Origin of the sequence: Corynebacterium sp. MSK012 (genome assembly GCF_030232435.1) — a bacterium.
GTDB lineage: Bacteria > Actinomycetota > Actinomycetes > Mycobacteriales > Mycobacteriaceae > Corynebacterium > Corynebacterium jeikeium_D.
On the sequence record NZ_JASPJU010000002.1, the window covers coordinates 205,592 to 220,840 of the forward strand.

The window sequence follows — 15,249 nt, forward strand, 5'->3', positions numbered from 1 at the left end:
TTACTACAGCTCGCGACGAGCGTTCTGATATGTCCTCGTCAGCGAGCACCAGAGCTCGTCGGCATCAGAGATGGCTTCCACTAGCTCCCGGTTAGTCATAGTTTCGCGCTGCTCGCGCAGTCGGTTGTTTAGCTTTCGAGCACGAGAGAGCTCACCGCGTAGTTCGATGAGCTCCGGCGTAGCCTCTCCGGAGGCAAATACATCTTTGTAGATGGTGCCGACACCCATTGTGGTGTTCACGTTGTCCCAGGCAGAGAGGATTGCGGTGAGCTGGTACTCGGTGTCCATGGCAATCTGTTGCAGCTCAGCGTGATTACGCTCGGCGAGCTCGTGCGCCTCAGCGCTGCGGCGCACACCGACCCACGCCTGGTATGCAATGAGAATCGCAAGCACCAAGCCCGCAACTGGCAATGCATATTGCAGAATCCACAGCGTGACACCGAAGAGCTGAACAATCAGGCCGAAGAAGAAAAATACGACAATGACCGTCGCGCACCCGTTGTCGGAGCCTGAGCGTTTACTCATCGCGGCGTCACCTCCGCCGCAGCATTCAAAATCGCATCGGCCCCCAGGTGGCTGGCGTAGCCAAGTCCGATGGCTGCTGCCAAAAGGAGTATTGCCAGCAACGTATAGACGATTGCCTCTTTGACGGTGCTAGTGACCGCAATGCGCTGCTCTTCGTAGTCCAGCAGTGCCCGCATATCTTTGGTCGAGGCATTCAAGCGGCGTTCGAGATTAGCCATGTGTTCCTGCTGCTCAGCAGGCGAGATAGCGATGGCATTGAGTGGCACATCAACGGTCTCGACACTGGCATATGCCTGCCGACGAGCACTCTTCACGCTGTCGAACGAAACTGACGGTGCGGGTGGCACTTTAGTTGGCCCAGTGAGATTCCGCGACACCTTATAGTAAGAGCGCGCTGCGGCCCTCGTCAGTTCGTTGTTGGAGTCGCCTTGATTGCCCATAGTGCCGAGTCTGCCACATGAATTTTCTTTGGCTCGGTATCGTCCACCTCATCGAGGATAGCAAAGACATGCATGCCTGCATATGGTGCGGCTTCGGCTCGGAGCACGGTTCCCGGGCCTACCCCTGATGTCGCCAAATAGCGCAGTAGTTCAGGGTCGGAGTCGTTAATGCGATCGACTACCACCATCGCGCCGGCTTCGATATCCGTCAGGTCGGTGCGCACTGCGCTGGCGATGGTACCGCTTGCGCTGGGAATTGGATCACCATGCGGATCGCGCTCAGGGAATCCCAGCATTGCATCAATGCGACTAATGAAATCATCCGAGACCGCATGTTCAAGCTTTTCGGCTTCCTCGTGAACCTCATCCCAGGTGTATCCGAGAGTCGAGACCAAGAAGCTTTCAATCAGCCGGTGGCGCCGCACCATGATTAGCGCAATATCCCGCCCACGGTCCGACAGGCTAATGCCCCGATACGGCTCGTGGTTGACAAGGCCACGTGCAGCTAGCTTCTTTACAGCCTCGCTGGCGGTGGGCTTCTTTTCACCCATCCGCTCAGCGACATCGCCAAGTGCCACTTTTTCACCGGTGCGCTCGTGCAAATCCCAAATGACCTTGAGGTAGTCCTGGGTCTTTGCTGGTAAATCCTCCACGTGCATTCTTTAGACTTTAGCGTTATTGCGTGTTGCCGCAATCTTGAGGGGGACATAGAAACAGCCGGCGCACACGCCAATGCAGCCGCCAACTGACAGATTCGCCGCCACCGCAATGAATAGCCCCACCAGGCCAATCGCGATACCCATCAATGGCGCCAACACGAATAGCAAACGGGTATCGTTCACTACCCCAACGAGCGCAGCTGCCGGGGCAGCTAGCAGCGCGATGGATAGAATCGTGCCGACAGCCGGAATCAGCGCCACCAGAGTCAGAACGATTAGCCCGCTGATGACCAGCTGTGCTTTTCTCCTCGAATGCGCGACTCCGAAAGACTCCGGGTCGAAGGTGAAGTAAATCAGCTGACGCCACCGAGCAAGCAGCACCAACGCCACCAGCAGCAAGAGGCCACCCGACAGCGCAATATCAATCTTGTTCACGTTGAGTACGCTGCCGACCAGGAAACTCTCAACCTTCACCGGCAACGGGGCGAACCACTTGTTCAGGAAGTAGCCCAGTGCGAACCCAAATGTCAGCACAATTCCCGCCGCCGAGGACGTTGTTCCCACCTTTGACAGACCAAACAGTGCCCCAATCGGAATACACATCAGAAATGCTCCGATAAAGAGGAACACCGAAATCCACGAGTGGCTCAGGCCGAGCGCTGCCGCAATAACAACGCCCACAACCGCGCCGGGAAAAGTCGCATGTGTAATCGCTTCTGCGAAGAACACTTGTTTTCCCAGCACCGCGAGCACCCCAACTACTCCAGCCAGGGCTCCTACCAGTATCAGTTCGATAATTGGCAAAATCAGGATGCTAGACACGGTCTCCTCCCAGCACGACGCGCAGCCCCAGTGCCATGAAATACAGTCCCACCGAGGTCAGCGCGACGACTGCCTGAGGCGACACCGGCCCCAAAGGCACCAGTGCCAAACCAACGATTCCGCTGAGGCAGCCCACTGCAATCGCAATCGGCACCATCACATGAACTCGGCGAGTCAGCAGTCTCGCCGCCGCTCCCGGCACGACCAGATATCCGACTACCAGCAGCACGCCCACAGCGCTTGCCGACGACACCACGACCGCAGCAATCGCCGCGTTAATGGTGAGGTCGATGCCCCACACATTGACGCCTGCGGCTTTGGCACCGATGCGATCAAAGGCAACAAACACCTGCCGGCGCCAGGTCACTGCGATAAGAACCAAGGCGATGGCACAGACAATCAGGGCGCTGGTGAGACGGGAGTCAGTGACTTCCAGCAGTCGCCCGAACATGAGCGCTTCCAGCTGTCCTGACTGGTCACCTTTCTTCAGCGAGAGAATCACACCGATGGAAAAGAAGCTGGTCAGTACAACTGCAACTCCAGCTTCCGACATGTGCGAGCGCGATACTAAGGTCAGTGCTACTGCCACTACCACCGCACATGCTGCAGCCACCGGGATAATCATGTCGATGCCACCGAATACGGCACCGGCCACAATTCCGGGAAAAATCGAATGCACCATGGCCTCGGCATTGAACTCGAGGCCACGCAGGTTCACGATGACACCGACCAGGCCAGAGACCGCCCCGAGGGCAATCAGCAGCACTAGTGGCCTGAACATGAAAGGCGCTACCCCAAGCTCATTCGCAAGCTCAGTCCACATAGGCTGGCACCAACTTCGAGGTCGCACCAAAAGCTGGCTGCTCTGCCACGATTAATGTGTTTTCGCAGGTGTCCTCAGCAAGCACGAGATCATGGGTGGCCGCGATAATTGCCGTGCCATTTTCCTTCAGTTCGTTGAGGAGATTCAGCAGCATCGCCCGATTTTCAGTGTCGAGGCCGTTGAACGGCTCGTCGAGAAGCACGAGTTGCGGACGTGCGACGATGGCGCGCGCCAACAGGACGCGTTGCTGCTGACCACCGGAGAGGTTGCCGAAACGTTCACTGGTGCGGTCGGCAAGCCCGACTTTGGCTAGCGCTGCGTGGATGCGTTCTTTGCGGTGTCCAAGCGGTTGGAAGGGGCGCAGTTCGTGCAGCACCCCCATGGCGACGACATCGAACGCCGTGACAGGAAAAGTGCGATCGAGGTCTGCCGACTGCGGGACGTAGGACACAATCTTCGCGTTGTTGTGCATCTCACCAGAGAGAAGACGAGTCCCACCCAGGATTCCGCGCAGCACGGTCGTTTTTCCAGAGCCATTGGCGCCGATGAGTGCAAGCCCGGTACCCGGCGCGACATTGGCGGTGATGTGATTGACGATGGGTACCGCCGTGTAGCCGAATGAGGCATCGCGGAGCGTGACTATGGGCTCGGCAGACATGGGGTTGGCTAAGTGGTTACCGCTCACTTGATGCCCTCTGGCAGCGGCGCGACAGTTCCGTCCCATGCCGTCACAACCTGAGTGACGTTGTGGATGATGGAACCGATGTAGGTCTCGCCATCACTGCCAGCCGGACCAAGGGAGTCGCCGTAGAGTGCGTCCTCACCAACGATGGCCTTGACACCTGCGGCCTTGGCGATCGCCTCAATTGATTTCGAGTTGTTCGAGTTCTCCGCAAACAGCGCGGTTGCACCCGCGTCCTTCACGGTCTTTGCCGCCTCGGCGATATGCGCGGCCGTGGCATCCTGCTGCTCGTTGAAATCAGACAGCGCTGCGCCGATGAAGTTGATATTGAACTCGTGGGAGAAGTATCCAAAGGCATCGTGGCTGGTAAACAGCACAGGGTCCGACACGGTGGCGATGGACCTATTTGCCCACTCATCCAGCTGATTCAGCTTCTCCTGGTAGGCCGCAACGTGGTCGGCGATGGTGGACTTCAGCTCATTGTCGCCACGTTCCTCAGCGACCTGTTCCAGGGCATAGCCGATATTGGCAACCTGGATCTTGGCGTTCTTCGGTGAGGTCCATACATGCGGATCGAAGCGGAATTCCGCCTCCTCACCGGGTTCTTCCGGCGGGAATGGCCATGGGGCGACATCAATCTTTTCCACCCCTCGGTCGATGGTGTAGTTACCATTCTTCGCCTTCTCTGGTGGCAGCGGCTTGGTTTTGTCCGTGTCCTTGGCTGCCTTCATGGCATCTACGTCACCTGCAGTGAGAACGCCACTGGTTACTGCCATCGTTCCGGAAAAGCCCGAGGACTCAATCGCCTGGTCCAGGAAGTGCTCCAAATCGACTCCGTTGACGAACAAGAGATCGGCGTTACCAGTCTTGGTCAGCTGCTCATGGGTCATTTCCAGCTCATGTGCTGTTGCATTCGGCGCCAACAGGCAGGTCAAATCAACTTCATCGATGTCCAGCTGCTTCACGTAATCACAAATCTGCGTCGTGGAAGCCACGACGTTGATTGGGTTCTCGCCGCTGGCTCCCTCACTGCCATCGCCACACGCTGCAAGGCCAGCGCCCGCTAGCAAGATCGAAAGGCCCGCACACATGGACTTAGCTGATCGCGAAAGTTTTCCGGAAATTGTCATGTTGGTGTCCGCTCTTGATTGTTTGTTATTGCTTTACGACGGCTACGCTGACCGGCCGCTTCAGTAAATCTGGTCACCTTAGGGGCGGTTGGGGCGCACTTCGCCGTTCATCTATCACGTGTGAGAGTAAACCTAACGACAACTATTTTCAACCTATTGAACTTAAGTGTTGTTGGCTTTACAGCCTTTCAGGATAAATAATGAACAAGGCCTCACCCCATACAGTTACACCGCTCCATCTACCGCCACACCACAACATCAGCCATGATGGAGACATGGAAGCGAAGATTTACCACAACCCCCGCTGCTCAAAGTCCCGCCAAGCTCTCGCCGTACTACGCGAGGCCGGAATCGAGCCAGAGATCATCAAGTACCTAGACACTCCTCCAACCAAGACCGAGCTGCGCTCGCTAATCGAGGCGGCCGGCCTGAGCGTCATCGATGCCGTGCGCACCAAGGAAGCAGAGTTCAAGGAACTGGGACTCTCCAAGGACTCCAGCGACGAGGAACTGCTGGACGCAATGGTCACACACCCACGCCTGATTGAGCGCCCGTTTGTCGTCACCAATAAGGGGGTAAGGATGGCTCGCCCCACCGAGGCCATTAATGACATTCTCTAGGCAGTGGCAAGCATTAATTGCTTTTACGCCAACCCCTCTCAAAGACCTCCAAGGCCGGGAGGTTAATGCCCCGTTAATAGAGACTGAAGTCTCTGTAAACTCAACGCTGAAACGATAAAGCTCCCCGCCTGCTGCCCTAACCACCCGCACAGGTCGCATTAGAGGCAACGGCGGCCTTCAGCGAAAGGACTGTCATTATGAGCAGTCAGAGGCTCGGCTGGCTCAGCGCACCCGGCCCAGCAGCTCCCCTCCCCGAGGAAAAAATTGCCCCGACCTACCGAACCTGGCGATTCAACGTGTTCATGGGCATCTTCATCGGCTACGCGGGCTTCTACCTCATCAGAAATAACATCCCCCTGGTGTCCGCCGTACTGGAAAAGCACGACCTACTTGGCGCAGCCGGAATCGGCATCGTAGCCAATGCAGTTCTGTTCTCCTACGGCCTATCCAAATTCTTCATGGCCATGCTCTCCGACAGAGCCAATGCCAGGTACTTCCTCCCGCTTGGCCTAGCACTGTCCGCGGTCGTAAACCTCTTTGTTGCGTTCGTCCCAGCCATCAGCGCCTCTGTTGCAATATTCGCGACAGTCATGTTCATCAATGGTTGGTTCCAAGGCATGGGCTGGCCGCCCTCTGGACGAGTTGTCGTCCACTGGTTCTCGACATCCGAGCGTGGCACTTTGATGTCGATCTGGAACACTGCCCACAATGTCGGCGCCGCCGTCGGCGGTGCTCTGGCAGCCTGGGGCTTGCATTCGTTCGCCACTTCCGACGCCGACTGGACTCCCGCATTCTGGCTACCGGCAATTGTCGCGCTCGTGATTGCTGCCATCGCATTCCTGCTGATTCGAGACAACCCGCAATCCATGGGACTGCCTCCGGTAGAGGAATACCGTAACGACCCAGACAAGGTCGAAGGAACTAATGACGAGGCACAAGAACCCTGGTTCGCAATCGTCAAGAACCATGTTCTTACCAATCCGGTTATCGTCATGTTGGCGCTGGCCAATGTGTTCGTCTACGCACTTCGTTACGGCGTTCTCAACTGGATTCCGATTTACCTGACAAACGAATTGCACAAGACCAACGTCACGGGCGGAATCATCGGATTCATGCTCTACGAGGGCGCAGCAATTGTGGGCACCCTGCTGTGCGGATGGGTCTCCGACAAGGTCTTCAAGGGTTGGCGCTCAGGCGCCGGCATGCTCTTCCTGATCGGCACCGGCATCACCATTTTCGCATACTGGCAGCTACCCGCTACGGCACCATTGTGGATGTTCTATGTGCTCATCTCCCTGATCGGCGCACTCATTTACGGCCCAATCATGCTCATCGGACTGCAGGCCATCGACCTCTCGCCTAAGTATGTTGCGGGAACCGCAGCTGGTTTCACTGGATTGTTCGGATACCTTCTCGGCGCAACACTCGCCTCCACTGGTGTCGGTCTCTTGATCGACTTCGCAGGCTGGAATGTCACATTCGCAACCCTCATTGGAGTTGTCGCTATTGCGTTTGTCCTCATGATCTTCGTCGGCAAGTACGAGCGCGAAGTCATGCACAAGGCAGATGAAGCCCGCACCAAGACAGCTCAATAGCCACTCAATAGCCGTCAGTCACGGTGTTGCCAGTCGAATCCCGGATTCGCTCCGTGAGTCCAAAACGGTCGCAACGTCGCCAATTCATCGGTACACTCTATGCCGCAAACGAAAAAACGCGAATAGACATTAAAAATGGAAGGAGTCTTCACCATGGGACTTATGGACAAGGCCAAGGAAGCACTGAGCAACGAAGAGAACACCGACAAGGTTCTGGACAAGGCTGAGCAGCTGGGCAAGGACAAGCTCGGCGAGGACAAGGCCGACCAGATCAAGAAGGTTCGCGACATGGCAGACGAGCGCCTGGGCGACAAGAAGTAAGCTACAGAGCTTCTTCACCCCGCATTAGCACCCTGTTTTCACAAGGGAGCTGGTGCGGGGTTTTGCTGTTCTTAGGGGACCCCACAGCCCCACCGACACGCCTTTATTGACAATTATTTTCAAATTGTCCATCATTAACCAAGTGAAAACTATTGTCGATAGAGCTTCTCTTCCGCGCACTCGAAAACAAAAACTTCGAGCCCGGCTCTTCGGCTTTCTACTTTTCCTGGCCGTCCCCGCCACAATCCTCTTGGCGATCTCCATAGGCCCCGCGGGAACAGGTTTCAGCAACGGCATCGTCGCGCTGCTCACCCCGCTCATCAAGACGCTTTCCGACGACCTCCCGGCTCTCAACCACCTTCTGCCAGAGATATCCCCTGCCACGCAATCACTTGTCTGGAGCATCCGGCTGCCCCGTGTCCTCCTTGCTGGACTGGTCGGTGCCTCGCTCGCTGTCGCAGGTGCAACCATGCAGGCAGTTTTTCGCAATCCGCTGGCCGAACCCGGTGTTACCGGTGTCTCCTCCGGTGCAGCAGTGGTAGCCGTCATTCTCATCGTCACTGGCGTGGCCGCGAAAGCACCGTGGGTTCTTTCGGCTGGCGCATTCATAGGCGCGTTGCTGGCTGTCATATTTGTCCAAATCGTCGCCGGTCTCAATGGCGGCAGTGGAGCAACCCTGTTGCTCGTCGGTATTGCACTCAACGCGTTCCTCGGCGCAGTCATCTCCGCCACCATCGCGAACGCGCCACACAGCGATGACGCTCAACAGGCCATGTTCTGGCTCAACGGCGATTTAACTGCTTCGAATTGGCAGGACATTGCACTGGCAGTCGGCCCCATTACCGTCGGCACGGTTATCTTGATGATGCTCATTCCCGAACTCAACCTGTTCCTCCTCGGCGAAGAACAGGCCGCTGCCACTGGTATGCGCACAGTGTGGATCCGGCAACTGCTGCTCGCCCTGGCTGCGTTAGTCACGGCAGCGGGCGTCGCTGTCACTGGCGTTATTTCCTTTGTCGGATTGGTCGTCCCGCACCTGATTCGCCTTGCCATCGGCCCCGATCACCGCAGCCTGCTGCCCATTTCTATGTGCCTCGGCGCAGTGTTTCTCATTCTCGCCGACCTCGTCGCCCGCAGTCTCTTTTCCCCAGTTGCACTGCAAACTGGCACAGTCACCGCGTTCCTTGGTGCACCTGCGCTACTCGCGTTGATTCTTCGGCAAGGTGGCCGCCAGTCATGAGCAAGCAGACACAAAACCTCAGCGACCACGTCACTAAGCCAGACGCCGACAACACCGCGCTGCTGCGGGCTACCGACCTCAGTGTCGGTTACCGCAATCGGACCGTCGTAAGTGGCGTGAACCTCGCTATTCGACCTGGCGAGGTCCACGGCATCATCGGTTCCAATGGCACCGGAAAATCCTCCTTGCTCCGTGCTATGGCGGGCATTGTGACACCGAGTTCGGGGCAGGTTGAGCTCCTCGGTGCGCCGCTGACGAAGCTTCGTGCCCACGAACGCGCCACCCGGTTGGCGTACCTGCCGCAGCACACACCGGCCGATGCCGCTATTGACGTTCGAACTGTCGTGGCACTCGGCAGGTACGCGCACCACCGTCGGCGTGACCGTTTCCGCAGTTCACTGAACTCCACGGACCACGACATCGTCGCCTATGCCCTCGACCGCGTTGGTGTCACCGCACTCGCCGACCGTCCCATCACGGCTCTGTCCGGCGGGCAGCGGCAATTGGTGTTCATCGCAAAGCTATTGGCACAACAGGCCAAGGTCATGCTTTTCGACGAACCCACTGCGGCCTTGGACATCGGGTTTCAGCTGGAAATCCTCGAGCTCCTCGGCGAGCTTGCCGACGAGGGCCACGGTATCGGAGTCGTCCTTCATGACCTCAACCTCGCGGCCCGCAGCTGCCACCGGCTCAGTGTGATTCACAACGGCGGATTGGAAGTCACTGGTTCCGCCGAAGAAGTGCTGACGCCTCCCCGAATAGATGCGATTTATCGCATCTCCAGCGCTGTCGATACCGATCCACATACCGGTTCGGTGCGAGTGACGGCGTTGGCTCGGGCTCGCCCGGCTGACTGATTGCAGTTGGCTGTTTCAGACTGTCTGACTCACACTGTCTGATTCCAGCTAGCACCAACGCAACCGAAAACTCCCCAACAATCAAAACTCAACACTCAAGGAAGTACTTTCGTGTTTTCACCAACTTCTCCTATCTCTGCCTTGAAGCGAAACTCTAAAAAGGCCGTCACTCTGCCGTTGATTGCAGCACTCCCCCTCGCAGCGGTGGTCGCTTGTTCCACTTCGGAGGAGACGGCGCAGCAGCCGTCGTCAAGCGAAACTTCGACAAACCAGCAGGCGCAGTGGCCGCGTACTGTGACCGTCGGTGACCACGACGTTACGGTGCAGAGCCAGCCGAAGCGCATCGTTGCACTGTCGACCGAGGTTGCGGATCTGGCGTTGGAACTGGTTGGGCCAGAGCGTGTCGTAGCCGTGACGAAGAATGCGCTCGATGAGAGCTCGGGTAATCAGGTTGAGCTGGCGCGTCAGGTGCCTAACGCGATTGCCAACTCCACGAAGCCGGATCCGGAGCAGATTCTGTCCTATGAGCCGGACATGGTGTTGATGACCAGCCGCCATGATCAGGAGCAGTCGGCAAGTGAGCTGCTGGGTGCCAGCGATGTCCCGACCGCGGCGTTTGCCAGCAGTGATTTCGCCTCGCCGAAGGCGCTGGCGGAGTCGGTGACCAAGCTCGGCAAGTTGCTCGGAGCCGAAGACAAGGCGGCCGAGATGGTTGCCAAGATTGAATCGGAAACCGAAGAGATTCTCTCGGAAATTGATTCCACAACTAAGCCAAAGACGCTGGTCCTGTTTGCCCGCGGTGGTCAGAAGATGATTATGGGCATGCAGTCGGCGACGACGAATCTCGTTGAGCTGGCCGGTGGCGAGCCGATTTCGCCAAAGGGCAAGCGCCCGGGTGCCGTTCCCGCTGATCCGGAAACAATTGTGCAGCTCAATCCGGATGTCATTTTGATCCAGGATTTCCACGGCCAGGGCAAGGCTCCATTCCAGGAATTGCTGGATAATCCGGCGCTTGCCGACGTCGCTGCGGTCAAGAATGATCGAGTGCAACTGATTGATGCGAAGACGACCTCTGGCACCGCCGGAATGCACATGCCCGATGGACTGCGTGAGATCGCTGACGCGCTGGCTAAATAGAAAATAGGTTTTCACGTCGCTATGTGGATTCATGAAGCACTGACTTCCCCACCCCGCCGAATGCACTGGGTTTTGTTATCCAGCTGGGGGCGCAGCTTTTTCTTCGCTCTCAGTGCCGTGTCTCTTGGACACGCGCTCGATGCTCTAAGCAGTTTGTACGGCGGTGTCGCAGACACCAGTGGCGGCAACTGGTTTGGGCAGTGGGGACTTCATGAATCCCTGTCCGCTGCAATTGTGGCGGTCATTCTGGGAAGCCTCTGTGCTTTTGTCACGGAGGCATTGCCACCACGGCTTGCTGGTGAGCAGGAAAAGCTGTGGCGCTCACATGTGGTTGGCAGTGTGCTGAAGCCGGAGTTTTCTGCTCCTGAACAGGCCCCAAAGCAGGCGCATGGAAGAGGGCACGGCTCCGGGAAAGCTGGTCACGCACACCGAAGCGCCTCCAACACTGGCGAGGGCCTACTCTTCGATGCCGCGACCACAAGCGTCGAACAGACCGCGAATTATCGAGCGACATTTCTCGCTCCCACGTTGGCCTCGTTTAGTGCTCCACTGATCATTTTGGCGGTGTGGGCTTTGTGGGTGGATACGAAAACCGCCTTGTGGTTGGCACTATTTTTCATTTCCACGCCGTTGATTATTATTGGTGCGGGAAAGATTCTGCGGAAATCCAATGCGACGTATCGCCGAAAGCAAGCGAAGGCCACGCATGCCTACTTGGAGATGCTCGAAGGGCTGGGAACATTCAAAGTTCTTGGAGCAATTGATCGAGTCATGGCACGTTTTGCCAGCCAAACTCGCACTGCGATGTCTGAGCTCACCGCCCTGCTCGCCCGCAATCAGCTGATGATCATTGTCAACGACGCGGTTTTTGGCATTGCAATGTCGACCACAGCAATCGGCCTTGTCCTGCTGCGTTTGCAGGCAGATGCAATCAGCGTTGGCACAGCCCTCGCAGGTGTTTTCCTATCCGTTCTGCTCTACGAGCCCGTCAATCGCGTCGGCCGCACTTTCTACATCGGACTCGGTGGGCGCACGCATCGAAATGGAATTGTGGAGGTATTCGGCGAGCCTGCAGCTGAAGCGTCCACAGCCGCAACAGCGCATTCCACCAAGGCCACCGCACCGCAGGCACCGGAAGTTGCTCTCCGCAATGTGAGCGTTGACGTCGGCGAAAAGCGCATTCTCTCCGATATCAACCTGACAATTCCAGCCGGCAGCAGAGTCGGCATCGTTGGCCCCAGCGGTTCTGGAAAGAGCACACTCCTGCGTGTACTCGCAGGTCTGCAGCCGCATTCCGGGGAAGTCTGCCTTGACGGCGACGCGCTTTCGACCCCGGAGTTGCTCGCCAACTCGCTGCTCATCTCCCAGCAACCAGCCATCTTCGGCACCACCGTCGCGGATAATCTTCGCATCGCATGCCCGGACGCAACGGCCGTCGATATGCGAGAAGCACTTCGCGACGTGCACTTACTCACCGAAATCGAGCAGCGCCCTGGCGGTCTCGATTCGGAGGTCGGGGATCAGGGCAATTGGCTCTCAGGCGGGCAACGACGTCGCCTGGCCATGGCGCGTGGTCTGCTCGGCACCGCTTCGATTGTGCTTCTCGACGAGCCGACAGCGGACATCGATCGTCGGACGGAAGGTCTCATCAAGGAGTCCTTGACCCGCCTTGCTGAAGGACGAACGAGCATCATGGTCGCTCACCGCATGGAAGCGCTATCGGACGTTGATCTGGTCATTGTCGTCGCCGAAGGCCGGATCGTGGCTGCGGGCAAACCCGACCAACTGAGCACAAGCAATGAGTATTACGCACGAGCGCTGACCGAGGAGAGCTGACATGAACAACATCATCTGGTTGCTGCGCTTTTCCGCACAGGCTCGCGGAGCGCTCAGTGCATCTATCCTCGCACGCGTGGCTGGGCACATTCTGGGTGCATTGATGCTGGCTGTGCCCGCCTGGGCAATTGCCACAATTGCGCTGTCGAAGTGGGACGCAACCGACTCGTCGCAAAGCATGGGCATGCAGTGGACGTGGGCGGTCATTGGCGTGGTTGCAGGGCTGGCGCTGTTGAAAGCGATTCTGCGGTATGTCGAGCAGTACCTCGGGCATTTGGCGGCATTTCGACTGCTCGGCGAGCTGCGGCTGTGGATCGTCGAGCGTCTTATCCCGCAGGCGCCCGCGGTAACCGATGGGCTGGGTACTGCCAGGATTCACACAATTGCGATTCGTGATGTTGACCGAGTGGAAGTCTTCTTCGCGCACACAATTGCGCCCGCGGTGACGGCCGTACTGATTCCGCTGATGGCGGTCGTGACAGCGGCATTGACTGCCGGAGCCCTGCCTGCGATTGCTCTGACGCTGACCTTTGCGGTTGGTTTTGTGATTGCACTCGCAGGCTCTAAGAAGGCGACTGCGGAGGCTTCCGCAACGAACTCCACGCGCACGGACATTGCGCAGTACATTGCCGATACGCTGCGCCTTCGGGAGGAAATCCTCATCTACGGCGCAGCCGAGCAGCGGCTGCGGGGATTGCGTGAGCTCGATGAACAGCTTGCTCAGAAAATGCGTACAGGCGGCAAGCGGGCGGACCTCCGTTCTGGTGCAACGGGACTTCGGATTTGGGGTGGCAGCATTGCCGTCTTTTGTGCTGGTATCCCGGCGCTTTCAGCCGACTACCGTATGCTCCCTGCTGTTTTGGTGACGACGTCCCTGGTGGCGGGAACTGCTTCATCAATGGATTCGATCGAGCGCCTAGCATCTTCTCTGCCAGCAGGACTCAATGCAGTCACTCGGATCAGGGAGCTGGCCGCGCAGCCGCCGACTGTGGAAGAACCGAAGACACCAGATGCGGAAACGTCCCTGTCCGAATCCACCAGCTCAGTCCCTGCCCTCGAACTGAGCGATGTCAGCTACCGCTACCCTGGCGCCGATAACCCTGCACTGACCAAGATCAATCTGCGCATTGCCTCAGGCCAGTTCATCGGTGTGGTCGGCCCAACTGGTTCGGGCAAGTCCACACTCTCCCGGCTAATCCAGCGGCATGTCGATCCGGATGTCGGCGAGGTCATCATCAATGGCCACAATGCCCGTGACCTCGGCTCAACCAATGTCTGCCGAACGGTTGTTGTCGCAGATCAGAATCCCTTTCTCATGGAGGCCACCATCGCTGAGAATCTATGTCTCGGCGCGCCTGATGGCTGCGAGGTTCCCGAATCACTGATGCACTGGGCGCTCGAACTCGCCGCCATCAACCCTGCTGAGATGCCGCTGGACAGGCCCATTGGCCGCCGCGCGCAGCGGCTCAGCGGTGGTCAGCGTCAACGTCTGGCGCTGGCCCGCACCTACTTACGCGCGGTACTAGCCGACGGCACTAAGCCCAATGACCTCGCTGCACACCTCGCCGGAAAGATTGTTATTTTCGACGAAGCCACCAGCCACCAGGATCCACTGACGCAGGCTCGTATCGTAGACAATGCCCGCGCATGTGGAGCGACCTGCATCTTTATTGCGCACCGACTTCAGACACTGGCCGAGGCCGATGACATCCTGGTCATCGAAAACGGCCAGCTCATCGAACGCGGCACGTATGACAACCTCCTCAACGCAGACGGCGCATTTGCTCGACTTGCGCGCGCCGAGGTCTAGGCTCCTTCTAGCTCTCCGCGCAGGTCTTCCGCAGCACCACCACGGTGTCGACAACGTTCTTGCCATCGATTTGCTTGACGACGTCACGCTGCGCCACCACCGCTTCGAGACTCTGCGGCTCGTGCGCAAAGAAATCAGTGACCTCATCCGCGCTGTAGAGCAGCTCGGGGTCTCCCGGGCCGTGGACTTCGTTGTCCGGATGGTGTGAGACTGAGACAAAGTAGCCACCCGGAGTGAGAGCCTCAGCGACGGCTCGCCAGAGGTTCTCCCTGTCCCTGCGCGGCAGGTGAATAAATGCGGCGACTACCAGCTCAAAGCTTCCTGCTTCCGGCTGCCAGTCTGTTAAGTCTTGCTGGACCAGGTTCGCAGAGAGCCCTTCAGCTGCCAACGCGGCTCCAGTATGTTCGAGCCCGACGCTGGAGAAATCCATGCCGGTGACATCCCAGCCCTGGCTGGCTAACCACACCGTGTGACGGCCACGGCCACAGCCTAGGTCGAGCGCACGTGAGGGGTCGGAGAAACCTTTCCAGATTACCTCAACATGCTGCGCGATTGTCGGATTCGGTTCGCCGCCAAAGAAAGAGCGCGAACCGTCACTTGCGGCCTCGCGATCTGCGGTGAATTTCCCATCCCAGAACTCTGCTGTCGACATGCTCACCAGGATAGACGGCACCGAGAGGCAATGCTGGACTACATGAGGTTCTGCGGAGGTTTGAAGTTCTACGGGGAGAGAATCTCCACCGGCAAACTGG

Annotated in this window: 16 protein-coding genes; 8 read left to right on the forward strand and 8 right to left on the reverse strand. The window is 58.0% G+C overall.

Annotated elements, in window-relative coordinates:
• Window positions 1–3 precede the first annotated feature (3 nt).
• The 7 genes from QP977_RS02125 to QP977_RS02155 form a co-directional block, all read right to left on the reverse strand.
• Window positions 4–525 carry a hypothetical protein gene (locus tag QP977_RS02125; RefSeq protein WP_049189330.1) on the reverse strand — a complete coding sequence of 174 codons (522 nt, stop codon included), beginning with the start codon at window positions 523–525 and terminating at the stop codon, window positions 4–6.
• The gene (locus QP977_RS02130; protein WP_049189329.1) at window positions 522–839 is read right to left on the reverse strand and encodes a hypothetical protein; all 318 of its coding nucleotides are present in this window, start codon (window positions 837–839) and stop codon (window positions 522–524) included. The genes QP977_RS02125 and QP977_RS02130 overlap by 4 nt, the downstream gene beginning before the upstream one ends.
• A 92-nt stretch (window positions 840–931) precedes the next feature.
• Window positions 932–1,624, reverse strand: coding sequence for a metal-dependent transcriptional regulator (locus tag QP977_RS02135; protein ID WP_038628213.1), 693 nt, complete (start codon window positions 1,622–1,624; stop codon window positions 932–934).
• A gap of 3 nt (window positions 1,625–1,627) precedes the next feature.
• Window positions 1,628–2,446 (reverse strand): metal ABC transporter permease, encoded by an 819-nt coding sequence (locus QP977_RS02140; protein WP_049189328.1) that lies wholly within the window; start codon window positions 2,444–2,446, stop codon window positions 1,628–1,630.
• Window positions 2,439–3,269 carry a metal ABC transporter permease gene (locus tag QP977_RS02145; protein WP_284847098.1) on the reverse strand — a complete coding sequence of 277 codons (831 nt, stop codon included), beginning with the start codon at window positions 3,267–3,269 and terminating at the stop codon, window positions 2,439–2,441. Before QP977_RS02145 ends, QP977_RS02140 begins: the two co-directional genes overlap by 8 nt.
• On the reverse strand, window positions 3,259–3,927 hold the full coding sequence (locus QP977_RS02150; protein ID WP_222865490.1) for a metal ABC transporter ATP-binding protein: 669 nt from the start codon (window positions 3,925–3,927) through the stop codon (window positions 3,259–3,261). Before QP977_RS02150 ends, QP977_RS02145 begins: the two co-directional genes overlap by 11 nt.
• Window positions 3,928–3,950: 23 nt before the next feature.
• Window positions 3,951–5,081: a metal ABC transporter substrate-binding protein gene (locus tag QP977_RS02155; protein WP_284847099.1), complete on the reverse strand. Its 1,131-nt coding sequence runs from the start codon at window positions 5,079–5,081 to the stop codon at window positions 3,951–3,953.
• Window positions 5,082–5,356: 275 nt separating this feature from the next.
• Between QP977_RS02155 and arsC the strand changes: the two genes are divergently transcribed.
• From arsC to QP977_RS02195, 8 genes are all read left to right on the forward strand, one after another.
• On the forward strand, window positions 5,357–5,701 hold the full coding sequence (gene arsC, locus QP977_RS02160; RefSeq protein ID WP_049189324.1) for an arsenate reductase (glutaredoxin): 345 nt from the start codon (window positions 5,357–5,359) through the stop codon (window positions 5,699–5,701).
• Between the two features lie 197 nt (window positions 5,702–5,898).
• Window positions 5,899–7,296 (forward strand): MFS transporter, encoded by a 1,398-nt coding sequence (locus QP977_RS02165; RefSeq protein WP_049172657.1) that lies wholly within the window; start codon window positions 5,899–5,901, stop codon window positions 7,294–7,296.
• 153 nt (window positions 7,297–7,449) lie between these two features.
• Window positions 7,450–7,617, forward strand: coding sequence for an antitoxin (locus tag QP977_RS02170; protein ID WP_016422348.1), 168 nt, complete (start codon window positions 7,450–7,452; stop codon window positions 7,615–7,617).
• Between the two features lie 250 nt (window positions 7,618–7,867).
• A complete protein-coding gene (locus tag QP977_RS02175) occupies window positions 7,868–8,857 on the forward strand; it encodes a FecCD family ABC transporter permease (protein WP_231367182.1) in 990 nt (329 codons plus the stop codon).
• Complete coding sequence (locus tag QP977_RS02180) at window positions 8,854–9,714, forward strand: ABC transporter ATP-binding protein (RefSeq protein WP_147719126.1); 861 nt, start codon at window positions 8,854–8,856, stop codon at window positions 9,712–9,714. The genes QP977_RS02175 and QP977_RS02180 overlap by 4 nt, the downstream gene beginning before the upstream one ends.
• A 111-nt stretch (window positions 9,715–9,825) precedes the next feature.
• Window positions 9,826–10,851, forward strand: a complete 1,026-nt coding sequence (locus QP977_RS02185) for an ABC transporter substrate-binding protein (RefSeq protein WP_284847100.1) — start codon at window positions 9,826–9,828, stop codon at window positions 10,849–10,851.
• 117 nt (window positions 10,852–10,968) lie between these two features.
• Window positions 10,969–12,687 carry an ATP-binding cassette domain-containing protein gene (locus QP977_RS02190; protein WP_231367181.1) on the forward strand — a complete coding sequence of 573 codons (1,719 nt, stop codon included), beginning with the start codon at window positions 10,969–10,971 and terminating at the stop codon, window positions 12,685–12,687.
• Between the two features lies 1 nt (window position 12,688).
• The gene (locus QP977_RS02195; protein ID WP_284847101.1) at window positions 12,689–14,497 is read left to right on the forward strand and encodes an amino acid ABC transporter ATP-binding/permease protein; all 1,809 of its coding nucleotides are present in this window, start codon (window positions 12,689–12,691) and stop codon (window positions 14,495–14,497) included.
• A gap of 7 nt (window positions 14,498–14,504) precedes the next feature.
• Here QP977_RS02195 and QP977_RS02200 read toward each other — a convergent pair whose 3' ends face one another.
• A complete protein-coding gene (locus tag QP977_RS02200) occupies window positions 14,505–15,149 on the reverse strand; it encodes a class I SAM-dependent methyltransferase (RefSeq protein ID WP_070605505.1) in 645 nt (214 codons plus the stop codon).
• Window positions 15,150–15,249 lie beyond the last annotated feature (100 nt).